Origin of the sequence: Streptomyces brevispora (assembly GCF_007829885.1) — a bacterium.
GTDB classification, from domain to species: Bacteria; Actinomycetota; Actinomycetes; order Streptomycetales; family Streptomycetaceae; genus Streptomyces; species Streptomyces brevispora.
Map to the genome: position 1 here is coordinate 3,863,007 of NZ_VIWW01000001.1, position 22,810 is coordinate 3,885,816.

Annotated in this window: 22 protein-coding genes; 11 read left to right on the forward strand and 11 right to left on the reverse strand. The window is 70.6% G+C overall.

Features of this window, described 5'->3' with window-relative positions:
• Positions 1-18: 18 nt before the first annotated feature.
• A complete protein-coding gene (locus FHX80_RS18150; protein WP_145765120.1) occupies positions 19-1,317 on the reverse strand; it encodes a THUMP-like domain-containing protein in 1,299 nt (432 codons plus the stop codon).
• Positions 1,318-1,399: 82 nt separating this feature from the next.
• On the opposite strand from FHX80_RS18150, the gene FHX80_RS18155 reads away from it, so the two are divergent.
• The 4 genes from FHX80_RS18155 to groL all read left to right on the forward strand — a co-directional run bounded on the left by FHX80_RS18155 (position 1,400) and on the right by groL (position 5,073).
• Complete coding sequence (locus tag FHX80_RS18155) at positions 1,400-2,422, forward strand: polysaccharide deacetylase family protein (RefSeq protein ID WP_145765121.1); 1,023 nt, start codon at positions 1,400-1,402, stop codon at positions 2,420-2,422.
• Positions 2,419-2,754, forward strand: a complete 336-nt coding sequence (locus FHX80_RS18160; RefSeq protein WP_145765122.1) for a hypothetical protein — start codon at positions 2,419-2,421, stop codon at positions 2,752-2,754. Before FHX80_RS18155 ends, FHX80_RS18160 begins: the two co-directional genes overlap by 4 nt.
• Before the next feature lie 285 nt (positions 2,755-3,039).
• A complete protein-coding gene (gene groES, locus FHX80_RS18165; RefSeq protein WP_145765123.1) occupies positions 3,040-3,348 on the forward strand; it encodes a co-chaperone GroES in 309 nt (102 codons plus the stop codon).
• Between the two features lie 102 nt (positions 3,349-3,450).
• Positions 3,451-5,073, forward strand: coding sequence for a chaperonin GroEL (gene groL / locus FHX80_RS18170; protein ID WP_145765124.1), 1,623 nt, complete (start codon positions 3,451-3,453; stop codon positions 5,071-5,073).
• 81 nt (positions 5,074-5,154) lie between these two features.
• Here the strand turns inward: groL and FHX80_RS18175 are convergent, their stop codons facing one another.
• The 5 genes from FHX80_RS18175 to FHX80_RS18195 all read right to left on the reverse strand — a co-directional run bounded on the left by FHX80_RS18175 (position 5,155) and on the right by FHX80_RS18195 (position 10,558).
• Positions 5,155-6,183, reverse strand: coding sequence for a hydroxyacid dehydrogenase (locus FHX80_RS18175; protein ID WP_145765125.1), 1,029 nt, complete (start codon positions 6,181-6,183; stop codon positions 5,155-5,157).
• Positions 6,184-6,219: 36 nt separating this feature from the next.
• Positions 6,220-7,074: a carbohydrate ABC transporter permease gene (locus FHX80_RS18180; RefSeq protein WP_145765126.1), complete on the reverse strand. Its 855-nt coding sequence runs from the start codon at positions 7,072-7,074 to the stop codon at positions 6,220-6,222.
• On the reverse strand, positions 7,071-7,964 hold the full coding sequence (locus tag FHX80_RS18185) for a carbohydrate ABC transporter permease (protein ID WP_145765127.1): 894 nt from the start codon (positions 7,962-7,964) through the stop codon (positions 7,071-7,073). Before FHX80_RS18185 ends, FHX80_RS18180 begins: the two co-directional genes overlap by 4 nt.
• A complete protein-coding gene (locus tag FHX80_RS18190; RefSeq protein ID WP_145765128.1) occupies positions 7,964-9,292 on the reverse strand; it encodes an ABC transporter substrate-binding protein in 1,329 nt (442 codons plus the stop codon). The genes FHX80_RS18185 and FHX80_RS18190 overlap by 1 nt, the downstream gene beginning before the upstream one ends.
• 180 nt (positions 9,293-9,472) lie before the next feature.
• The gene (locus tag FHX80_RS18195; protein ID WP_145765129.1) at positions 9,473-10,558 is read right to left on the reverse strand and encodes a substrate-binding domain-containing protein; all 1,086 of its coding nucleotides are present in this window, start codon (positions 10,556-10,558) and stop codon (positions 9,473-9,475) included.
• Between the two features lie 157 nt (positions 10,559-10,715).
• On the opposite strand from FHX80_RS18195, the gene FHX80_RS18200 reads away from it, so the two are divergent.
• A complete protein-coding gene (locus tag FHX80_RS18200) occupies positions 10,716-10,898 on the forward strand; it encodes a hypothetical protein (RefSeq protein ID WP_145765130.1) in 183 nt (60 codons plus the stop codon).
• Between the two features lie 53 nt (positions 10,899-10,951).
• Here FHX80_RS18200 and FHX80_RS18205 read toward each other — a convergent pair whose 3' ends face one another.
• Together FHX80_RS18205 and FHX80_RS18210 are read right to left on the reverse strand one after the other, a co-directional pair.
• Complete coding sequence (locus tag FHX80_RS18205) at positions 10,952-11,725, reverse strand: SDR family NAD(P)-dependent oxidoreductase (RefSeq protein ID WP_145765131.1); 774 nt, start codon at positions 11,723-11,725, stop codon at positions 10,952-10,954.
• A 92-nt stretch (positions 11,726-11,817) separates the two neighbouring features.
• Positions 11,818-12,528 carry an MOSC domain-containing protein gene (locus FHX80_RS18210; protein ID WP_145765132.1) on the reverse strand — a complete coding sequence of 237 codons (711 nt, stop codon included), beginning with the start codon at positions 12,526-12,528 and terminating at the stop codon, positions 11,818-11,820.
• An 80-nt stretch (positions 12,529-12,608) separates the two neighbouring features.
• Here FHX80_RS18210 and FHX80_RS18215 point away from each other — a divergent pair, with 80 nt between their 5' ends.
• Positions 12,609-13,499, forward strand: coding sequence for a LysR family transcriptional regulator (locus FHX80_RS18215; protein WP_145765133.1), 891 nt, complete (start codon positions 12,609-12,611; stop codon positions 13,497-13,499).
• A gap of 101 nt (positions 13,500-13,600) precedes the next feature.
• On the opposite strand, the gene FHX80_RS18220 is transcribed toward FHX80_RS18215, so the two are convergent.
• On the reverse strand, positions 13,601-13,933 hold the full coding sequence (locus FHX80_RS18220) for a WhiB family transcriptional regulator (RefSeq protein WP_145765134.1): 333 nt from the start codon (positions 13,931-13,933) through the stop codon (positions 13,601-13,603).
• Between the two features lie 415 nt (positions 13,934-14,348).
• On the opposite strand from FHX80_RS18220, the gene FHX80_RS18225 reads away from it, so the two are divergent.
• The 4 genes from FHX80_RS18225 (at position 14,349) to FHX80_RS18240 (ending at position 18,764) form a co-directional block, all read left to right on the forward strand.
• Positions 14,349-14,960, forward strand: a complete 612-nt coding sequence (locus FHX80_RS18225; protein ID WP_003948568.1) for a response regulator transcription factor — start codon at positions 14,349-14,351, stop codon at positions 14,958-14,960.
• 365 nt (positions 14,961-15,325) lie between these two features.
• Positions 15,326-15,901, forward strand: a complete 576-nt coding sequence (locus FHX80_RS18230; RefSeq protein ID WP_145765135.1) for a sigma-70 family RNA polymerase sigma factor — start codon at positions 15,326-15,328, stop codon at positions 15,899-15,901.
• 130 nt (positions 15,902-16,031) lie between these two features.
• Positions 16,032-17,534 carry an IMP dehydrogenase gene (gene guaB, locus FHX80_RS18235; RefSeq protein ID WP_145765136.1) on the forward strand — a complete coding sequence of 501 codons (1,503 nt, stop codon included), beginning with the start codon at positions 16,032-16,034 and terminating at the stop codon, positions 17,532-17,534.
• Between the two features lie 105 nt (positions 17,535-17,639).
• The gene (locus FHX80_RS18240; protein ID WP_145765137.1) at positions 17,640-18,764 is read left to right on the forward strand and encodes a GuaB3 family IMP dehydrogenase-related protein; all 1,125 of its coding nucleotides are present in this window, start codon (positions 17,640-17,642) and stop codon (positions 18,762-18,764) included.
• Positions 18,765-18,843: 79 nt separating this feature from the next.
• Here the strand turns inward: FHX80_RS18240 and FHX80_RS18245 are convergent, their stop codons facing one another.
• Positions 18,844-19,446 (reverse strand): hypothetical protein, encoded by a 603-nt coding sequence (locus tag FHX80_RS18245; RefSeq protein WP_145765138.1) that lies wholly within the window; start codon positions 19,444-19,446, stop codon positions 18,844-18,846.
• A gap of 105 nt (positions 19,447-19,551) precedes the next feature.
• Positions 19,552-20,814 carry a nucleotide sugar dehydrogenase gene (locus FHX80_RS18250; protein WP_145765139.1) on the reverse strand — a complete coding sequence of 421 codons (1,263 nt, stop codon included), beginning with the start codon at positions 20,812-20,814 and terminating at the stop codon, positions 19,552-19,554.
• 249 nt (positions 20,815-21,063) lie between these two features.
• Here FHX80_RS18250 and FHX80_RS18255 point away from each other — a divergent pair, with 249 nt between their 5' ends.
• Positions 21,064-22,770, forward strand: a complete 1,707-nt coding sequence (locus FHX80_RS18255) for a glycerol-3-phosphate dehydrogenase/oxidase (protein WP_145765140.1) — start codon at positions 21,064-21,066, stop codon at positions 22,768-22,770.
• Positions 22,771-22,810 lie beyond the last annotated feature (40 nt).

The window sequence follows — 22,810 nt, forward strand, 5'->3', positions numbered from 1 at the left end:
CCGCCGGGGGAGCCGCCGTCAGCCCCGGCCGGCCTCCGGGCCGGTCACGGGACGGCCGATCAGCATCGTCGGGGCGTCCGCCACCCGGGTCAGGAAGACGGTGGCCCGGTTCGGACCCTGGAGCTTCATCTTCCTTCGCAGTTCCTCCGGTTCGACCGGGGAGCCGCGCTTCTTGACCGTCAGGACGCCGACCTTCCGTTCCCGCAGCAGCGCCTTCAGCCGCTTCATGTTGAACGGCAGCTGATCGGTGATCTCGTACCCGGCGGTGTACGGGGACTCGTAGAGCTCGTCGCTCGTGACGTACGCGATCATCTCGTCGATCAGCCGGCCGTTGCACCGGTTCACGATGTCGGCGACCAGATGGGCCCGGATCACCGCGCCGTCCGGCTCGTACAGATAGCGGCCGACCGGACCGACCGGCGGGGCGGGCAGCACGGCCGGGGCCGACAGGGTGGCCCCGGACGGGAGCAGCGTGGCGCGGTACGCACCGGCCTCGAAGCCCTCGCCGAACCAGAGCACCGCCTCCTTCACGTCGCCGCCGTCCGAGATCCACTCGGCCTCCGCCCGCGGCCCGATCGCCTCGTGCGGGACTCCGGGGGCGATCTTCAGCGCCGCCCTGGGAGCCCTCAGCGCGGCGGCTGTTGCCCAGGAGAGGGGCGGGGAGTAGGCCTCCGGGTCGAAGATCCGGCCGCGGCCGCCCCGGCGGGCCGGGTCGACGAACACCGCGTCGTAGGGCGAGGTGTCGATCTCCGTGACGTCGGCGCACCGCACCTCGATCAGCGCGTCCAGGCCCAGCGCGACGGCATTGGCCCTGGCCACCTCGGCGGTCAGCGGGTCGCGGTCCACGGCGAGCACGGAGATCCCGGCACGGGCCAGCGCGATGGCGTCCCCGCCGATCCCGCAGCAGAGGTCGGCGACGCTGCGCACCCCGGCGCCCGCGAACCGTCCGGCGCGGTGGGCCGCCACCGAGGTGCGGGTCGCCTGCTCCACCCCGTTCGGGGTGAAGAACATCCGGTACGCGTCCTCGGCACCGAATTTCGCCACCGCCCGCTGCCGCAGCCGGGCCTGCCCCAGCGCCGCCGAGACGAGGGCGGCCGGGTGGGTGCGGCGCAGCCGGGTGGCGGTGGCGAGTTCCGTGGCGGGGTCGTACGACCGCAGCCCGGCCAGCAGCTCGGCGCCCTCCGGGGCGCGCAGGGCCAGGAAATCGGCCAGGGGGTCTCCCCCGCCCGAGCGGAGCCGAGAGCTTGGGGAAGGGTCGGGGGCGTCGGACGCGTCGGGGTGGGTGTCGGTCGGGTCGAGAGCGTTCACCTGTCCCATTGTGAGCCAGCCGGGGGACCGTGCGGGTCCGGCGGTGGTGTCGGCCCGTGAGCCCGATCGTGGACTGGCAGTATGCGGCGCCATGCAGCTGGTAAGACAAAAGGAAGAACCCGATGTGAAGAGGCGCGGATCGGGGCGAACGGGGCAGGCGCGGGGCGGGACGGGGCGTGGGCGCGGATACCTGCGTCGCCGTCCCGGTCACGCGGTTCTGGCCGCCCTCCTGGTCGCCGCGGTCGGCTCCGGCTGTGCGGCCGGGACCGACAGCCACACCGCCACCGGGGCCGGGCGGACGGCCAAGGCCCACGCCGGACAGCCGGGCGGCCCGGCCGGGAACGCGGGGGCGGCGGGCGTCCGTGCCGCGCAGGCCGAGAAGGTGCGCCTCGCCCAGGCCGCCCGCGCCGTCGCCGCCAAGAAGTGGGGCCTGGCGGGCACGCCGCTGGCCGCGCCGGCGCCGCCGGCCGTGAAGCCGCACATCACCACCCGCAAGGGCTTCGAGGTCGAGGGCGGTGACGACTCGCTGCCGCCGGTCTTCACCACGGTCCCGACCGACAAGAAGATCGTCTTCCTGACGATGGACGACGGGGACGACAAGGACCCCGAGCTGCTGCGGATGATGTCGGACCTGGACATCCCGTACAGCGCCTTCCTCAGCGACTACCTGGTGCGCGACGACTACGGGTACTTCAAGGACGCGCAGGCCCGCGGCGTCTCCCTCAACAACCACACGCTCAACCACCGCTACCTGCCCGGTCTCTCCCGCGACGAGCAGAAGAAGGAGATCTGCGACCAGCAGGACATCATCGAGAAGGAGTACGGAACGCGCCCCCGGCTCTTCCGCCCGCCGTACGGCAACTACAACGGCGACACCCTCCGGATCGCCAAGGCCTGCGGCATCACCGGGGTGCCCCTGTGGTCGGAGGAGGCCTTCCCCGACCACATGGAGTGGCGGGAGGAGGACCAGGACCTGCACCCCGGAGACATCATCCTCACGCACTTCCGGGGCAGGAAGGACTGGAAGGGCGCCATGCCCGACCTGGTCCGGGCCGTCATGAAGGTCATCACGGACAAGGGATACGCCGTGGCCCGGCTGGAGGACTACGCATGAGAAGGGCGCACCGGCTGCTGGCCGGACTGCTGACAGCCGGTGCGCTCCTGACCACCACCGCCGGCTGCGCGCAGTCGGTGGACCCGATCGAACGGCTGGGCCGCAAGGCGGTGCAGCGGGTGAACCGGTCGCCGAGTGCGCCGGCGGTGCGGCCGGCGCCGGCGCGCGGTGATCACGGAGCGTCGGGCGCGATGGTCGTCGTCGCCTGCGTCCGGTCGCCGGAGGACGGGCACGTCAGGCCGCCGTCCCCGCAGTCGCGTTGGTGGCCGGGTGGCCCGGTACCGCACGACGGGGCGGGGCCGGGGCCGAGGGCGGGGTGCGCGCGCCGGTGACGCCCGGAACGGTCCGGGAGCACCGGGCGTTCTCCCTGGGGCGGGACCGGTTCGAGCCGGCCCAGGCCGTGAGGTCGTACGACATGGACGCCACGAGGGGCGTGAATTGGCACTCCGCTTGACCGAGTGCTAACCGCAGTCATAGTGTCAGTGCTGGCACTCCCCACTGGAGAGTGCCAGCAGTACTGTGCGACCGGCAGGTCCGGCACCCGCGACGACGGGCCCACCTGGTCGCCCACCCAAGACTGTTAACCCCGTGAGATCTCCGAAGGGGGAGACCGGATCGTGTCGACCGCCAGCTCCAAGGTTGCGATCAAGCCGCTCGAGGACCGCATTGTGGTCCAGCCGCTCGACGCCGAGCAGACCACGGCCTCCGGCCTGGTCATTCCGGACACTGCCAAGGAGAAGCCCCAGGAGGGCGTCGTCCTGGCCGTGGGCCCGGGCCGCTTCGAGAACGGCGAGCGCCTTCCGCTCGACGTCAACACCGGCGATGTCGTGCTGTACAGCAAGTACGGCGGCACCGAGGTGAAGTACAACGGCGAGGAGTACCTCGTCCTCTCGGCTCGCGACGTGCTCGCGATCATCGAGAAGTAATTCACCCACGTTTGCTTCTGTTCTGCGCCCCTGGCCCCCTGCGAAATAACTAGCCGGGCGGCGAGGGGCGCAGTTCTTGTTCTGAGAGGACAGTTCAGCTCCATGGCGAAGATCCTGAAGTTCGACGAGGACGCCCGTCGCGCCCTCGAGCGCGGCGTCAACAAGCTTGCCGACACGGTGAAGGTGACGATCGGCCCCAAGGGCCGCAACGTCGTCATCGACAAGAAGTTCGGTGCGCCCACCATCACCAACGACGGTGTCACCATCGCGCGCGAGGTCGAGCTGGACGACCCGTACGAGAACCTGGGTGCCCAGCTGGTGAAGGAGGTGGCGACCAAGACCAACGACGTTGCGGGTGACGGTACGACCACCGCCACCGTTCTCGCCCAGGCGCTCGTCCGCGAGGGCCTGCGCAACGTGGCCGCGGGCGCGTCCCCGGCCGCCCTGAAGAAGGGCATCGACGCCGCGGTCAAGGCCGTGTCCGAGGAGCTCCTCGCGACGGCCCGCCCGATCGAGGACAAGTCCGACATCGCCGCCGTGGCCGCGCTCTCCGCGCAGGACACCCAGGTCGGCGACCTCATCGCGGACGCGATGGACAAGGTCGGCAAGGACGGTGTCATCACCGTCGAGGAGTCCAACACCTTCGGTCTGGACCTCGAGTTCACCGAGGGCATGGCCTTCGACAAGGGTTACCTGTCCCCGTACATGGTGACCGACCAGGAGCGTATGGAGGCCGTCCTCGACGACCCGTACATCCTGATCCACCAGGGCAAGATCGGCTCGATCCAGGAGCTGCTGCCGCTCCTGGAGAAGGTCATCCAGGCCGGTGCCTCCAAGCCGCTGCTGATCATCGCCGAGGACGTCGAGGGCGAGGCCCTGTCGACCCTGGTCGTCAACAAGATCCGTGGCACCTTCAACGCCGTCGCGGTGAAGGCCCCGGGCTTCGGTGACCGCCGCAAGGCCATGCTCGGCGACATCGCCACCCTCACCGGTGCGACCGTCATCGCCGAGGAGGTCGGCCTCAAGCTCGACCAGGCCGGTCTGGACGTACTGGGCACCGCCCGTCGCGTCACCGTCTCCAAGGACGACACCACCATCGTCGACGGCGGCGGCAAGTCCGACGAGGTCGCGGGCCGTGTCAACCAGATCAAGGCCGAGATCGAGTCCACGGACTCCGACTGGGACCGCGAGAAGCTCCAGGAGCGCCTGGCGAAGCTGGCCGGCGGTGTCTGCGTGATCCGCGTCGGTGCGGCCACCGAGGTGGAGCTCAAGGAGAAGAAGCACCGTCTGGAGGATGCCATCTCCGCGACCCGCGCCGCGGTCGAGGAGGGCATCGTCTCCGGTGGTGGCTCCGCTCTGGTCCACGCCGTCAAGGTCCTTGAGGGCAACCTCGGCAAGACCGGCGACGAGGCCACCGGTGTCGCGGTCGTGCGCCGCGCCGCCGTCGAGCCGCTCCGCTGGATCGCCGAGAACGCGGGCCTCGAGGGCTACGTCATCACCTCGAAGGTCTCCGAGCTCGACAAGGGCCAGGGCTTCAACGCCGCGTCCGGCGAGTACGGCGACCTGGTGAAGGCCGGCGTCATCGACCCGGTCAAGGTCACCCGCTCCGCGCTGGAGAACGCCGCGTCCATCGCGTCGCTGCTGCTCACGACCGAGACGCTGGTCGTCGAGAAGCCGGCCGAGGACGAGACCGAGGCCGGTCACGGCCACGGCCACTCGCACTAGCGTGTAGTCCCCCGCGTAGCGGTGAGGCCCGGTACTCCGCGAGGAGTACCGGGCCTTTCGCGTGGGACCGCTCGGGCAGCGTCACGCCGAGCGGGACAGCGTCTCCCCGTGGACCGGGTCCGCGAACGGACGCCCGCTCGCGAACCGTTCCAGCTCGTCCAGCGCCTGGTCCGCCATCCGGTGCAGCTCATTGCCGAGCGAGCCCGCGACATGCGGAGTGAGCAGCACGTTCGGCAGGTCGTACAACGGCGAGGGCGCGAGGGGCGGGTCGGGATGCGTCACATCCAGCACCGCGTGCAGCCGGCCGCTCGTCAGCTCGGGAAGCAGCGCGTCCTCGTCGACCAGCGAGCCCCGCGCGGTGTTGATCAGCGTCGCCCCCGTCGGCATCGCCGCCAACTGGGCCCCGCCGATGAGATGGTGCGTCTCCGGGAGCTGCGGGGCGTGCACCGAGACCACGGAACTGCTCGCGCACAGCTCGTCGAGCGAGGTGAGGCGGGCGCCCAGCCGCGCCGCCTGTTCCGCGTCGGTGTAGGGGTCGTACAGCAGGACGTCCAGATCGAAGGGGCGCAGCAGCTCGATCACCCGGCGGCCGATGCGGGAGGCCCCGATGATGCCCACCGTGCGGCGGTAGTTGCCGCTGCCGTCCAGTTCGGCGAGCCAGTCGTGGTCGGCGCGCAGGGCGCGGTAGCGGTCCGCGGAGTGCAGGACCCGCTTGCCCGCGAAGAGGATCGCGGCGAGGGTGAACTCGGCGACCGGCAGGGCGTTGGCCGCGGCCGCCGAGGTCACGGCGATGCCGCGTTCCCAGCAGGCGTCGGTGATGTGGTGCTTGACCGAGCCGGCCGCGTGCACCACCGCGCGCAGCCGCGGCGCGGCGGCCAGCACCGGCGCGGTGAGCGGCGTCGCCCCCCAGCAGGTGAACAGCACGTCGGCCTCGGCGAGTGCGGCGGCCACGTCGGGTGTCGGGTCGGCCAGGTCGTGGGCGACGAGGCGGGTGTCCGTACGGGTGAGGGCGGCCAGCCGGGCGTGGTGGCGTGCGGCGAGGAGGCGTCCGGCGATGCCGGGGCCCATCGCGAGCAGGGCCCGGGGCCGGTTGTCAGTGTCGTGCGGCATGGTGGAACTCGTACTCCTCGGGGCTCGCGTGGACGGTCACTTGACGCTTCCGGCGGTCAGTCCGGCCTTCCAGTGCCGCTGCAGGGAGACGAAGGCGACGATCAGCGGGATGACGGCGAGGAGCGAGCCGGTGACGACGAGGGGGTAGAAGCTCGGCTCGCCATGGGTGTTGGTGTTCCACGAGTACAGCCCGAGGCTCAGCGGGAACAGCTTGCGGTCCGAGAGCATCACGAGGGGGAGGAAGAAGTTGTTCCAGATCGCGGTGAACTGGAAGAGGAAGACGGTCACGAAGCCCGGCATGACCATGGGCAGACCGATGGACCAGAAGGTGCGCAGTTCACCCGCCCCGTCGATACGGGCCGCCTCCAGGGCCTCGTTCGGTATGTACCCCGAGCAGAACACCCGGGCGAGATACACGCCGAACGGGTTGACCAGCACCGGGATCAGCACCGACCAGTAGGTGTTCACCAGGCCGACCTTGGACGCCAGCAGATACATCGGCAGGGCCAGCGCGGTGGTGGGGACCAGCACGCCCATCAGCACCAGGCCGAACAGCTGATCCTTGCCCCGGAACGAGTACTTCTCGAAGGCGTACCCCGCGGCGACACAGATCAGCGAGCAGACGAGCGCTCCGCCGCCCGCGTAGCCGAGGCTGTTGAGGTACCAGCGGAAGTAGATGCCGTCGCCGTAGGAGGCCAGGTTCGACAGGTTCTCGCCGAGGTTGAAGCCGTCGAAGGAGAACGCGTTGCCGGCGAGCAGTCCACCGGTGTCCTTGGTGGCGGCGGTGACCAGCCAGACGAGCGGAAAGAGCATGTAGACGACGGCGAGCAGCAGGAAGCCGTTGACCGCGGTCTTCGACATCCAGCGGCCGCGGGAGGCGGGGGAACTCATGCTTTCTTGCCCTTCCGGCCGGTGAAGCGGGTGACGACGAAGGACAGCAGCGCGGCGGTGAGCGCCAGCAGGATGGAGGCGGCCGCGGCGAGGCCGTAGTCGTTGCGTTCGAAGGCCGCGGTGTACGCGTACATGTTCGGCGTCCAGGTGGAGGTGACGGCGGAGCCCGTCCCCTTGTTGAGGATCAGCGGTTCGGTGAAGAGCTGGAGCGAGCCGATGACGGTGAACAGCGCGACCATCACGACCGAGGCGCGGATCAGCGGGACCTTGATGGCGATCGCGATGCGCCAGGCGCCCGCCCCGTCGACCGTCGCCGCTTCGAGGACGGAGCGGTCGATGGCCTGCAACGCGGCGTAGAAGATCACCATGTTGTAGCCGAGCCACTCCCACAGCGCGATGTTGACGATGGAGGGCAGTGCGCCGTCGGGCGAGAAGAAGTCGAAGCCGATGCCGCCGGACTCCATGGCGCTGACCACCGGGCTGAGCTGCGGTGTGTAGAGGTACACCCAGATCAGCGCGGCGATGATGCCGGGCACGGCATGCGGCAGGAACAGCGCGAGCTGGAAGAACCGGCGGGCGCGGGCCAGTGTGGAGTCCAGCAGCAGAGCGAGAGCGAGGGCTCCGACGAGCAGGAGCGGAATGTAGAACAGGCAGTATCCGAGGAGTACGCCGAAGCCCTCGCGGAACGCCCGGTCGCCCAGCGCCGCCGTGTAGTTGTCGAGCCCGCTGAAGACGGTCTCGGTGCCGCCGAAGCCCAGGCCGGACTGCTTCTCGGTGAACAGGCTGAGCCAGACCGCGTATCCGATCGGCAGCACCATGGCCAAGGTGAACAGTACGAAGAAGGGCCCCAGCAGGATGGCGGCGGCTCTGGTCGTCCGGGCGTGCTTCATCAGCCTGCGTCCTCGACCTTCAGGCCGCGCTTCTTCAGCTCGGCGACCGTGGCGTCGTGCCCGGCCTTCACCGCGTCCTTGACGGTGGTGCCGCCGCTGGCGACCTTGCCGAACTGGTCCTTCATCGTGGTGTTCGTGGTGCCGGTCGTGGGGCCCCAGGTCCAGTTCTGGCCGATGGACGTCGCGGCTCCCTCGAACACCTGGTAGATGTCCTCGCCGCCGTAGAAGTCGGCGTCGAACGCCTTCTGCGCGACCGGGCGCAGGGATGCCGCGGCCGGGAAGGCGCTCGAGGTGCCGGACTCGATACGGGCCTTGATGCCGTCCTCGGTGGTCGACATCCAGGTGGCGAACTCGACCGCGGTCGCCGCCTTCTTGCTGGTCTTCGTCACCGCGAAGGTGGAGCCGCCGAGCATGCCGCTGGCCGGCTTCCCGTCCCAGCTGGGCATCGGGGCGACGGCCCACTTGCCGCCCTGTTCGGGCAGGGTGCCCTTGAGGACGCCCGCGCCCCAGGCCGCACCGAGGTAGCCGACGGTGCCGCCGTTCTTGAGGGAGTTGGTCCACTCCGGGCTGAACGAGGCGTTGGCGCGGATCAGGTCGTCGTCGAGCAGACCCTGCCAGTAGTCGGCGACCTTGTTGGTGGCCGCGTCGGTGGTGTTGACCTTCCAGGTGTCGCCCTCGGGCTTGTACCACTGGGCGCCGGCCTGCCAGGCCATCGCCTGGAACGTGGTCGGGTCGTCGGGGAAGAACGTGCCGATGCGGGCCTTCTTGTCGGCCTTCTTGACCTTCTCGGCGGCCTTGCGGAAGTCGTCCCAGGTCTGGGGGACCTCGACGCCGTACTTCTTGAACAGGTCCTTGCGGTAGTAGAAGGACTGCGGCGAGGCGTCGAAGGGGACGGCCCAGTTCTTGCCGCCGAGCGTCGTCAGTTCCACCGCCTGGGGCAGCAGCTTCTTCCTGATGTCCTCGGTGAAGTACGGGCCGATGTCCTGGAGCGCGCCCTGGCTGACGTACTCCGGGAGCTGCGGGTACTCGATGGAGACCAGATCGGGGGCGTTGCCCGCCTTCACGGCGTTGGAGATCTTGGCGTAGCCGCCGGCGTTGCCGGACGGGATCTCCTCGTACACCACCTTGATGTTCTTGTGCGAGGCGTTGAACGCGTCAACGACCTCCTTGGACCCCTTGGTCCAGCCCCAGAAGGTGATGCTGACGGGCTTTCCGTCGCTTCCGGCGGCGGACGTGTCGTCACCGCCGCCGCCACAGGCCGTGAGAACGGCGAGGGCAGTGGCGGCGCCGACTACGGCGAGGGACGTTCTGCTCGAACTGCGGCTCACAGCGAGGCTCCTGAACAGGCGGCGACATTGGCGTTGGCCGTGATCTTTGGACCAGCCGTGACCGAAGTCAAGAGCGAAAGAGCGATTGATCGAAAAAAGATCAAAAGCGTTGCGTGTGGAGGCCGTGCGAAGGCGTGCGGGGACCACCCTCCGGATACGTGCGGACGTGCTCGGGAGCGCCTACGGAAGCGGCGCGCCGCAGGAGTCCCTGACCCGCAGCTGCGGGAGCAGCGTCAGGTGCCGGCGGGGCGCACCCGTTCCCTGGCCGAGCCGTTCCACCAGCAGTTCCGTCGCATGGCGGCCCACCTCGCGTTTGGGTGGTGCCACGGCGGTGAGGGGGGTGTCGGCGAGCGCCGCCACCTCGTCGTCGTACGCGATCAGCGCCAGGTCCTGCGGCACGCGCACGCCCAGTTCGGCCAGGCGCTGCACCACCTGGATGGCGTCCACGTCGTTGTGGATCAGCGCGGCCGTCGCCACGCCCGAGCCGACGGCCTCGCGAAGTGCCCGCACGGCCTCCTCGAACGCCTCCGGGGCCTGATCGGCCGGAACGGAATCGATCACGTCCTGGGGTGCGCGCAGTCCGAGCGCGGTCAGCGCGTCCGCGTATCCGGAGCGCACCGCGAGGGCGGTCGGGGAGTCCGCGCGGGCCATCAGCAGCGGCGCCCCGTGCCCGAGACCCACCAGGTGGCGCACGGCCAGCAGCACCCCGTGCGCGTGGTCCGAACAGACCCGGTCCAGGCCGTCCAGCGGGGAGCCCGCGGTGGGCCTGCGCTCCAGCAGGACGGTCGGCACGGGCAGCGAGCCGATCCAGTCGCCGAACGCGGAGGGGTCCCCCGGATGCTGCCAGCCGGGGGCGACCAGCAGCCCCTCGGCGCCCGCGGAGAGCAGCCCCTGGGTGCGGGCGTGGTCCTCCTGCGGCCGGTAGTCGGAGATCCGCAGGATCAGCCTGGCCCCCGCCCGGGCGGCGGCCTCGTGGGCGCCGCGGATCACCTCGGCGAAGTAGTAGGTCGCGGAGGGCGCGAGCATGCCGAGGACCAGGCCGCCGTCCGCGCTGCCGGGCCCTGCGGCGGGGGCGGCGGCCTGGGGCCAGGAGACCGAGCCGTGGACCCGGTCGAGCAGGCCGCGGCCGGCCAGTTCCTCGACGTCCCGGCGCACCGTGACGGGCGAGACCCCCAGCTGCGAGGCCAGGTCCGAGACCCGGGCGGAGCCCCGGTCCCGTACCAGCCCGAGCAGGCGGTCATGACGTTCAGCAGCACTCTCGCGCACGGCGGCAGTCCCCTCGCAGTGTGTGGCCCGGCCCTGGGCCCGGCCGGAGCCGGAGCCGGTGTCCGACCCTAGACCAACGTGATCGAACGATGGGAGTTTCGATCATTCAAACGTAATCCATTGACGTTCGATCAATCCGAGTCCAGGATTTCCGGCGATGCCGATCAGGCCGTTCCCGGCCCGTCCGAAGCCCCGGACCGACTTCCGGCTCGGCGCGGGTTCGCCCGCCCTTGCCGCCGGAGCCGTCATCGAGAACAACGGCGGCAAGGACTACTTCGGTAACAGGCTGAGGCCCGGCGCCCCCGACATCGGCGCCTACGCGGGCCGCGGCCTGCGCTGACCACCCCACCCACGAGGGGCGGCGGCGCCGCGGGTGAGGTCGTAACCGACCGCTCACTGGGGTCCGTACTTGCGGCCTGTCTTGGAGGTCACCCCTCCGAGCAGGCCGCGCGGCGTCACCTTGACCAGCCCCATCAGCGCCTTGTACCGCGGGTCCGGAACCGAGACCGACTTGCCGCGCGCCAGGTCCGCGAGCGCCGCGGCCACCAGCTTGTCGGCGTCGAGCCACATCCAGCCCGGGATGTTGCCGGTGCCCATGCCGGCCCGCTGGTGGAACTCCGTCCGCACGAAGCCGGGGCAGAGCGCCATCAGCCGGACGCCCGAGCCCGCCAGGTCCTTGGCCGCGCCCTGGGTGAACTGCACGACCCACGCCTTGGACGCCCCGTACGTGCCGCGCGGCACGAACGCCGCCACCGAGGCCACGTTCACGACACCGCCCCTGCCGCGCTCCTTCATCCCGGCCGCGGCCGCCGACGTCAGCCGCAGCACCGCCTCGCAGTGCACCTTCAGCATGGCCAGCTCATCGGCCATGGGGACGTCCAGATAACGGCCCTTGTTGCCGAACCCGGCGTTGTTCACCAGCAGATCGACGGAGTGCAGACGATCGCTCAGCCGCGCCTCGACCGCCGCGATCCCGTCATCCAGGGACAGGTCCGCGGGCAGCACCTCGGCCTCGATGCCGTGCCGGTCGTGCAGTTCGGTGGCCTGCTCCCGCAGCCGCTCGGTGTCGCGGGCCACCAGGACCAGGTTGTGCCCCTCGGCCGCGAGCCGCCGCGCGAAGGCGGCCCCGATGCCCGCGGTGGCGCCCGTAATCAGTGCAGTCGTCATACGCGGCACGTTAGTGCCCCGCACGAACCTCCGGCCCACCCGTCCGCCGCCCGGACCCGACGGCCACGAACCACCCCGTCGCCCCGTGATCCTCACGGTCCGTCGGACGGCGGCGGCGCGGGTACGGACGCGCCGTGCCGTGCCACGTACTCCCGTGCCTCGCCCAGCGGTACGGGGTGCAGCGCCTCCCCGGCCCGGAGCAGGAGCGGCAGCAGTTCCCGCCGGGTCGTCACGGCCCGGAACTGGAGCTCCACCGTGACGTCGTGGTCCGGCCGGTGAACGATCTCCACCGGGTCACCGGCCCGGATCGCGCCCGGCGTGATCACCCGCAGATACGCGCCGGGGGAGGCCGCCCGGGTGTACCGCCGGACCCATCGCCTCTCGTCGAGGTGGCCCGCGAACGTACGGCACGGAATGCGGCCCGACGTGATCTCCAGGACCAGATCGGGACCGATCCGCCAGCGCTCGCCGATCAGCGCGCCCCTGACGTCCACCCCGCCCGTGGTCAGGTTCTCGCCGAAGCAGCCGTTGGGCAGCGGGCGTCCCAGCTCCCGCTCCCACCGGTCCAGCTCCTCGCGGGCGAAGGCGTACACGGCCTGGTTCGAGCCGCCGTGAAAACGCAGGTCACAGACCGCGTCGCCGGCCAGACCGCTGCCGCCGGCGCCCTCGGGGCCGGGGTCGCGGACCCGTACGGGACCGTCGACCGGGCGCTTGTCGATCCCGGTCGCGCCGCCCAGGGCGTCGGTGTGGGGCACCGCCACGGGCCGGCCCGTGTTCACGGTCAGCACTCGCCTTGCGTTCATACCCGCACGCTAACGACTATCGCCCCAAAGTAGCCCGCGAATAATTCGCACCTTCCCCAAGAGTCCCTTATACTCGAAGGGTGATCGAAGCCCGTCATCTCCGTGTCCTGCGAGCCGTGTCCACGACCGGTTCCTTCTCCGCCGCAGCCCGCGAGCTGGGCTGCACACAGCCCGCGGTCAGCCAGCAGATGAAGGCCCTGGAGGCCTCCGCGGGCACCGCGCTGCTCATCCGGACCGGACGCGAGATGCGGCTGACACAGGCGGGCGAGGCCCTCGTGCGGCACGCCTCGGGCATCCTCGCCGGGCTCACCGCCGCCGAGGAGGAGGTCGCCGCCATCGCGGGCCTGCGGGCCGGCCGGGTCCGGCTCGTGTCCTTCCCGAGCGGCAGCTCCACCCTGGTCCCGGGCGCTCTCGCGGCGCTGCGGGCCGCCCACCCCGGCACCCGGGTCTCCCTGGTCGAGGCCGAGCCGCCCCACTCCGTGGAGATGCTGCGCGACGGTGACTGCGACATCGCCCTGGCCTTCCGGTACGGCACGCAGGGCGCCGAGTGGGACGACCTGGTGGTGCGCCCGCTGCTCACCGACCGGCTGATCGGTCTGCTGCCCGACGGACACCGCCTGGCCGGCCGGCCGACGGTGGGCATCGCCGAACTCGCGGGTGAACCGTGGATCGCCGGCTGCCCGCGCTGCCGCCGGCAGTTGGTGGAGGTCTGCGAGGAATCCGGCTTCACCCCCCGGATCGACTTCGCCACCGATGACTACCCGGCGGTGATCGGCCTGGTCGGCGCAGGGCTGGGGGTGGCCGTGCTGCCGGCGCTGGCGATCGAGTCGGTACGTCCGCGGGGCGCCCGGACCGTCGCCGTGGAGCCGGCCATCGAGCGCGAGATCGTCGCGCTGACCCTGCCCGATCTGGCGCGGGTCCCGGCGGTGGCGGCCACTCTGGACCAGCTGGCACTGACGGCCGCCCGCTGAGCGGTCTGTCGGTGGCTCGGCTCCAGGTGGGCGGGCCTTCGCGCGGACCCCGTGTGGAGAAACGTTTTTGTCTTACGGCGGGGGTCGGCGTGCGGCAGGGGTCAGCCGTGCCCCGGGGGTGACGCGGAGCCCGAGTGGGCCGCCGCGATCAGCCGGTTGCGGGCCCGCCCCATGAGCTCCTCGCGCTCGTCCTCGGTCAGTCCGCCCCACACTCCGTAGGGCTCTCGTACCGCCAGCGCGTGCGCCGCGCACTCGGCGCGTACCGGACATCGCATGCAGACCTCCTTCGCGGAGTTCTCGCGGGCGCTCCGGGCAGCGCCACGCTCCCCCTCGGGATGGAAGAACAGCGAGCTGTCGACCCCACGGCAGGCCGCCAGCAGCTGCCAGTCCCACAGATCGGCGTTGGGCCCTGGAAGGCGGGAGAAATCTGCCATTGCTTGTCTCCTCGAAACCATGCTGAGCCGGAAACGTCGTTGTCGTCCGTCGCTTGACCGTTGCCCATGACCGTACATCTACAGTGTTAGTAGATGTAAATATGACTGATTGCGAATCTAGTCACAGACACCAGCAAAAGGGAAGAAAACCCGCCAAATGGGGCATAACTTCCTGTGGAAGGTCCAGTCGACGGCTGGACGACCCGTGGCGCGCTCCTCCGTGCTCGCCTCCTCACGTAGAGTGCTGAACTCGGCTGCCCGACCCGTAACTCTTTCGAGTGACCGTCGTTGAGAGTGCGGAGGCGGTTGGCAGAGAAAGCGATCGGGCAGATGTCCGAGAGCGTCAACCGCACAGGTGACGACTTGTAACAGCCTGGAGGCTCAAGGTGACGCGCATCAGCTTCGGAGGGCGGTCATGACATCCGTCCTCGTCTGCGACGACTCCCCGCTTGCCCGAGAGGCGCTCCGTCGCGCGGTCGCGACCGTGCCCGGCGTCGAGCGTGTGACGACGGCGGCCAACGGCGAGGAAGTCCTCCGCCGCTGGGGTGCCGACCGTTCGGATCTGATTCTGATGGACGTACGCATGCCCGGTCTGGGAGGTGTGGAGACGGTCCGCCGACTGCTCTCCGCCGACCCGGGGGCGAGGATCATCATGCTGACCGTCGCCGAGGACCTGGACGGCGTCGCGCTCGCGGTCGCCGCCGGGGCCCGCGGCTATCTGCACAAGGACGCCTCCCGGGCGGAGCTCCGGGCGACCGTCACCCAGGCGCTGGCCGATCCGACGTGGCGGCTCGCCCCGCGCCGGCTGCGGTCCGCCGAGATGGGTGCGGCGCCCACGCTCACGGCGCGTGAGATCCAGGTGCTCGAAGGGATGAGCCACGGCCGCTCCAACGCGGAGATCGGCCGTGAGCTGTTCCTCTCCGAGGACACGGTGAAGACACACGCCAGGCGTCTGTTCAAGAAGCTCGGCGCCTCGGACCGGGCGCACGCCGTCGCGCTCGGTTTCCGTTGGGGCCTGGTCCGTTAGGACGTGTCCGCGGCCTGGGCCTGCCCATGGACGCGGTGGATCCGTCCCCCGCCCGCACGCCGGCGGGCGGGGGACGGCCCGGTCCGGGCCGGGATCGCACCAGGGCCTGTTCCGGGCCCCGCCCGTCGTGCGGCGTCCGGCGCGCACGCTCGTGGCGCAGCCGAATCGCCGGTGTCCCCTTCCCGGTATGTGACGCTTCCCGGCGGATGACGCATCCTTGAGATGTGGAGTTCCTTGGGAACGATTCGGCCGAGCGGAATGGGAGGGCTCAAGGCATGACTTCCGGCGCGGCCGCTCATAACGCTTCAGTGCACAACTACGGACACGGTGCCGCGGATGACGCGGCGTCGAGGCACCATGGTTCGATGCGCGACGAAGGAACGACGGTGATCGGTGCTCTGGTGCACCGCGCCGTCGAGGGCGACGCGCAGGCCACCCACGATCTGCTGGCCCATGTCCACCCCCTGGCGCTGCGCTACTGCAGGTCCCGGCTGAGCCGGCTGCCCGGTGATGCTCGCCACTTCGTGGAGGACCTGGCGCAGGAGGTCTGTGTCGCGGTGCTGATGGCACTGCCCCGGTACAAGGACACCGGCAGACCCTTCGAAGCCTTCGTCTTCGCCATCGCCGGCCACAAGGTGGCCGATCTCCAGCGGGCCGCGATGCGGCACCCCGGATCGACCGCCGTGCCCTCCGACGAGATGCCTGAGCGGCCGGACGATTCACTCGGGCCCGAGGAGCGCGCGCTGCTCAGCAGCGATGCGGCCTGGGCCAAGAGGCTCCTCGCCAACCTCCCGGAGAACCAGCGCGAGCTGCTCGTCCTGCGCGTCGCGGTCGGACTGACCGCCGAGGAGACCGGACAGCTGCTGGGCATGTCGCCGGGCGCGGTCCGGGTCGCCCAGCACCGTGCGCTGAGCCGGCTGCGGGCCCTCGCGGAGCAGTGAGCCCGCAGCCGGTCGCGGGCCCCGTAGGAAGGTACAGAACCTCCGGGTGATCTTGCTCGTGGAATGAGACACGCACGGAGGCCGTTAGCATGGACATCCGCACCGATCAAGGCCATTTGGGGAAGGTGTCATGACTGCAAACGTCGACGGAGTGCCCGAGAAATTCGCGACGCTCGGGCTGACATACGACGACGTGCTGCTGCTGCCGGGCGCATCTGATGTGCTGCCCAACGCGGTCGACACCTCGTCGCTCATCTCGCGGAACGTACGCGTGAACATCCCGCTGCTCTCCGCCGCGATGGACAAGGTGACCGAGGCCCGCATGGCCATCGCCATGGCCCGTCAGGGCGGCGTCGGCGTACTGCACCGCAACCTCTCGGTCGAGGACCAGGTCAACCAGGTGGACCTGGTGAAGCGGTCCGAGTCCGGCATGGTCACCGACCCGATCACCGTCAGCCCGGACGCCACGCTCGGCGAGGCCGACGCGCTGTGCGCCAAGTTCCGCATCAGCGGCGTCCCGGTCACCGACCCGGCGGGCAAGCTGCTCGGCATCGTCACCAACCGCGACATGGCCTTCGAGTCGGACCGCTCGCGCCAGGTGCGTGAGGTCATGACGCCGATGCCGCTGGTCACCGGCAGGGTGGGCATCTCCGGCGTGGACGCCATGGAGCTGCTGCGCCGTCACAAGATCGAGAAGCTTCCGCTGGTCGACGAGACGGGCATCCTCAAGGGCCTCATCACGGTCAAGGACTTCAAGAAGGCCGAGCAGTACCCGAACGCGGCCAAGGACGGCGAGGGCCGGCTGCTCGTCGGCGCGGCCGTCGGCGCCAGCCCGGAGGCGCTGGACCGCGCCCAGGCGCTGGCCGGGGCAGGTGTCGACTTCCTGATCGTCGACACCTCGCACGGCCACAACAGCAACGCCCTCAACTGGATGGCGAAGATCAAGTCGGCCGTCGGCGTGGATGTCATCGGCGGCAACGTCGCGACCCGCGACGGCGCCCAGGCCCTGATCGACGCCGGTGTGGACGGCGTCAAGGTGGGCGTCGGACCCGGTTCGATCTGCACCACCCGGGTGGTCGCCGGCATCGGCGTCCCGCAGGTGACCGCGATCTACGAGGCCGCGCTGGCGGCCCGTGCCGCGGGTGTCCCGGTCATCGGTGACGGCGGCCTGCAGTACTCCGGCGACATCGGCAAGGCCCTGGTGGCCGGCGCCGACGCGGTGATGCTCGGCTCGCTGCTCGCGGGCTGCGAGGAGTCCCCGGGCGAGCTGCAGTTCATCAACGGCAAGCAGTTCAAGTCGTACCGCGGCATGGGTTCGCTCGGCGCGATGCAGTCTCGCGGCCAGGGCCGCTCCTACTCGAAGGACCGGTACTTCCAGGCCGAGGTGTCCTCCGACGACAAGCTTGTCCCCGAAGGCATCGAGGGCCAGGTGCCCTACCGGGGCCCGCTGGCTAATGTGCTGCACCAGCTCGTCGGCGGTCTCCGCCAGACGATGGGGTACGTGGGCGCGGCCTCCGTCGACGAGATGGAGAGCAAGGGCCGCTTCGTGCGGATCACCTCGGCGGGTCTCAAGGAGAGCCACCCGCACGACATCCAGATGACGGTCGAGGCACCGAACTACAGCAGGAAGTAACACGACAACGCAGGTGAGGGGCGGACCGGGGTTCCCCGGGCCGCCCCTCACCTGCGTGTCGGGGATACTGGACAGCGCAGACGTAGAGGGAAAGGCCACACCATCGTGACTGAGATCGAGATCGGGCGCGGCAAGCGCGGCCGCCGGGCATACGCATTCGACGACATCGCCGTCGTCCCGAGCCGCCGGACCCGCGACCCGAAGGAGGTCTCGATCGCCTGGCAGATCGACGCCTACCGCTTCGAGCTGCCGTTCCTGGCCGCTCCCATGGACTCCGTCGTCTCCCCGCAGCACGCCATCCGCATCGGCGAGCTCGGCGGCCTCGGTGTCCTCAACCTGGAAGGGCTGTGGACCCGGCACGCCGACCCGCAGCCGCTGCTCGACGAGATCGCCGAGATGCCCGTCGAGTCGGCGACCCGCCGTCTCCAGGAGATCTACTCCGCCCCCATCCAGGAGGAGCTGATCGGGCAGCGCATCAAGGAGGTGCGCGACTCCGGTGTCGTCACCGCCGCCGCGCTCTCCCCGCAGCGCACCGCCCAGTTCTCCAAGGCCGTCGTCGACGCGGGTGTGGACATCTTCGTCATCCGCGGTACGACGGTCTCCGCCGAGCACGTCTCGGGCGCGGCCGAGCCGCTCAACCTGAAGCAGTTCATCTACGAGCTGGACGTCCCGGTCATCGTCGGCGGCTGCGCCACGTACACCGCCGCCCTGCACCTGATGCGTACCGGCGCGGCCGGTGTCCTCGTCGGCTTCGGCGGCGGCGCCGCGCACACCACGCGCAACGTCTTCGGCATCCAGGTCCCGATGGCGACCGCGGTCGCCGATGTGGCCGGTGCCCGCCGCGACTACATGGACGAGTCCGGCGGCCGGTACGTGCACGTGATCGCGGACGGCGCCGTCGGCTGGTCCGGCGACCTGCCGAAGGCCATCGCCTGCGGTGCGGACGCCGTGATGATGGGCTCCCCGCTCGCCCGCGCGACGGACGCGCCGGGCCGCGGCCGCCACTGGGGCATGGAGGCCGTCCACGAGGACGTGCCGCGCGGCAAGCTGGTCGACCTCGGCTCGGTCGGGACGACGGAGGAGGTCCTCACCGGCCCCTCGCACACCCCCGACGGCTCGATGAACATCTTCGGCGCGCTGCGCCGGGCGATGGCGACCACGGGCTACAGCGACCTGAAGGAGTTCCAGCGCGTCGAGGTGACGGTGGCGGACTCGCAGCACCGGCGCTGAGTGCTCGGAGCACGTCATACGGGAGGGCCGGACCGCGACCGCGGTCCGGCCCTCCCGTATGCGGGGGGACGCGTGGTGGTTACGAAGCCTTCCTCACGCCGCCGATGGCCCCGACGGCACCGATCGCGAGATAGAGATACGTCTTGAAGGTAGCCGCGTCGTTCCACGCCTTCGAGATGACGTCGAAGCGGTCGAAGAAGACGCTCGTCGCCGGCTCGTGCGTCAGGTCACCCCGGATGATCGAGATCCCCACGAGCTGGCCGAGGTAGACCGCGCCCATCGACAGCAGCGCGCTGACGACGGTCAGTACCGGGTTCTGTCCGCCGACCTTGCTTGCCGCGAAGCCGACGAGGAAGCCGACGCCGACGGCGATATAGCCGACCTCGCGCTCGATCGCACCGGCGATGAGGCCGTACAGGAACGCCCCCACGAGTGCGGCGCCCAGAGCGGTCAGAAGCCCGAGCCCGATGTTGTTCCGCGCCGGCGCCATCGGCGTGAACGGCGCACCGCCGCCGAACGCGGCGCCGGGCTGACCGGGCTGGCCCGGCTGGCCGAACTGTCCCGGCTGCTGGCCGGCGAACGGGTTGCCGGTCGGGGCGGCGGGCTGCTGGGCGGCGTACGGGTTGCCGGCCTGGGGCTGGGCGCCGTACGGCTGGTTCGGCGGTGGTGCGGGCTGGCTCATTCGGGCTCCCCCTGGGACGGATGCGCACGGTTGTGCGAGAAGTGACGCCGCAGGCTAGCAGTCACGTCGGACATCGGCCCCTGGGAATCCTTGGGGGGACTGAGGTCAGAGCCGGTGCGCGGCTCCTGCGGGGGTCGCTCCGCGGGTGTCGAGGAGGAGCTGCGCCTTCACGGCGAGTCCCTGGAGGTCGTACGTGCGGTGGTGCTGCAGCAGCACCGTGAGGTCGGCGCTGGAGGCCGCTTCGTACAGTGAGTCGGCCCGGGGGACCGGGAGTTCACGTACGCGCCAGTCCAGGACATGCGGATCGTGGTAGCCGATCTGGGCCCCCATGTCCATCAGCCGGGTGGCGATCTCGCGGGCGGGGGAGGCCTCCTGATCGGCGAGGTCCGGCTTGTAGGTGACGCCGAGCAGCAGCACCCGGGCGCCGCGCACGGACTTCCCGTGCTCGTTGAGGAGGGTGGCGCAGCGCTGGATCACGTACTGCGGCATCCGGTCGTTGATCTCCTGGGCGAGCGAGACCATCCGCAGCGGGTGGCCGGGGGTGCGGCTGCTGTACGGGAGGTAGCCCGGGTCGACCGGGACTCCGTGGCCGCCGACGCCGGGGCCGGGGCGGAAGGGCTGGAAGCCGAAGGGCTTGGTCTCGGCGCACCTGATGACGTCCCACAGGTCGACGCCCAGGTCGTGGCAGAGCACGGCCATTTCGTTGACCAGGGCGATGTTGACGTGCCGGAAGTTGGTCTCCAGGACCTTCGTCATCTCGGCCTCGCGCGGGCCGCGGGCACGTACGACCTTGTCGGTGAGCCGGCTGTAGAAGGCCGCGGCCGATTCGGTGCAGGCGGGGGTGAGGCCGCCGATGACCTTGGGGGTGTTGGCGTGGACGTGGGTGCGGTTGCCGGGGTCGAGCCGCGTCGGCGAGTAGGCGAGGTGGAAGTCGCGTCCGCCGCGCAGCCCCGAGCCCGTTTCGAGGAGGGGGAGCAGGAAGTTCTCGGTGGTGCCTGGGGGCACGGCCGATTCCAGCAGCACGGTGGTGTGGGGTCGCAGCCGGGCGGCGAGGGCGCGGGCCGCGTCACCGACGGCGCTGAGGTCCAGGGTGCGGTCGGGACCGAGCGGTGTGGGCGCGCAGATCACGGCGGTACGGACCCGGCCCAGCTCGGCCTCGTTGGTGGTGGGGCGGAACCCCCCGGAGAGCATGCGGCGGACGTCGGAGGCGGTGAGCGGTCCCTCGACGGGGGTGCGGCCCGCGGAGAGCTCCGCGAAGGCCCGTGGGTCGGTGTCGTAGCCGACGGTCTGGATGCCGGCTGCGACGGCGGCTTGGGCGAGGGGCAGGCCGAGGTGACCGAGTCCGATGACGGCGAGGTCTGCAGGCACGTGGATGGCCGTCCTTCCCTAAGACCATGAGGACAGAAAGCGCAACTGCTGAGGACAGCGCAATGTCAGACTAGGCGTAAATATGACCTATATGTCGCATTGTGCTGTCCTGGTTGTCCGGGTGTTGTCCACAGCCGGTGGCTGAAGTCGCGGAGCGCGGACAGAATCGAGGGATGGGCACGGGTGCTCGACCCCGCGGTCGGGCCGCATGCCCGTGACAGGACCACCCCGATCTACCGGGAGGCAGCAGTGAGGACAGCGACACTGGGACCCGCGGAGCGCGTGGAGGCGCTCGAGGCGATGGCCGAGCGCGAACTGGACGTGCTGGTCGTGGGGGCGGGCGTGGTCGGCGCCGGGACGGCACTCGACGCGGCTACGAGAGGGCTCGCGACCGGCCTGGTCGAGGCGCGCGACTGGGCGTCCGGCACGTCGAGCAGGTCGAGCAAGCTGATCCACGGCGGGCTGCGCTATCTGGAGATGCTCGACTTCACGCTCGTCCGGGAGGCACTGAAGGAGCGCGGGCTGCTGCTGGAGCGGCTGGCCCCGCATCTGGTGAAGCCGGTGCCGTTCCTCTACCCGTTGCAGCACAAGGGCTGGGAGCGGCTGTACGCCGGTTCGGGTGTCGCGCTGTACGACGCGATGTCGGTCTCGTCCGGGCACGGTCGCGGACTGCCTGTGCACCGGCACCTCTCCCGCCGCCAGGCCCTGCGGGTCGCACCCGCGCTGAAGCGGGACGCCCTGGTGGGCGCCCTGCAGTACTACGACGCCCAGATGGACGACGCCCGCTATGTGGCGACGCTGGTGCGGACCGCCGCCGGGTACGGGGCGCACGTGGCGAACCGGGCCCGGGTGATCGGCTTCCTCCGGGAGGGCGAGCGGGTCGTCGGCGTGCGGGTGGAGGACGTCGAGGCGGGTGGTGAGTACGAGGTCAGGGCCAAGCAGGTGGTCAACGCCACCGGCGTCTGGACGGATGACACCCAGGCGCTGATAGGTGAGCGCGGCCAGTTCCACGTCCGGGCGTCCAAGGGCATCCACCTGGTCGTCCCGAAGGACCGCATCCATTCCTCCACCGGCCTGATCCTGCGCACCGAGAAGTCCGTGCTCTTCGTCATCCCGTGGGGGCGGCACTGGATCGTCGGCACGACGGACACCGACTGGGACCTGGACAAGGCGCATCCGGCGGCGTCCAGCGCGGACATCGACTATCTGCTCGAACACGTCAATTCGGTCCTGGCCACGCCGCTGACCAGGGACGACGTCGAGGGGGTCTATGCGGGGCTGCGACCCCTGCTGGCCGGCGAGTCGGACGCGACCAGCAAGCTCTCGCGCGAGCACACGGTGGCGCATCCGCTGCCGGGCCTCGTCGTCGTCGTGGGCGGGAAGTACACCACCTACCGGGTGATGGCCAAGGACGCCGTCGACGAGGCGGTGCACGGCCTCGACCAGCGGGTGGCCGAATGCGTCACCGAGGACATCCCGCTGCTGGGCGCCGAGGGCTACCGCGCCCTGTGGAACGCGCGGGCCAGGATCGCCGCCCGGAGCGGGCTGCACGTCGCCCGGGTGGAGCATCTGCTGAACCGGTACGGCGCCACGACCGAGGAGCTCCTGGAGCTGATCGTCGCCGATCCGGTGATGGGTGAACCACTGCCGTCCGCCGACGACTACCTGAAGGCCGAGATCGTCTACGCGGCCTCGCACGAAGGGGCCCGCCACCTCGACGACGTACTGACCCGGCGGACCCGGATCTCCATCGAGACCTTCGACCGGGGCACCCGTTCCGCCCGGCTCTGCGCGGAACTGATGGCTCCGGTGCTCGGCTGGGACGAGAGCCAGATCGAACGGGAGGTCGCGCACTACGAGAAGCGGGTGGAGGCGGAGCGGGAGTCGCAGCGCCAGCCCGACGACCTGACGGCGGACGCGGCACGGCTCGGGGCGCCGGACATCGTGCCCATCTAGGGCCGCGGGAGCGGCGCCGTGCCGGTGCGTCACGCGTACC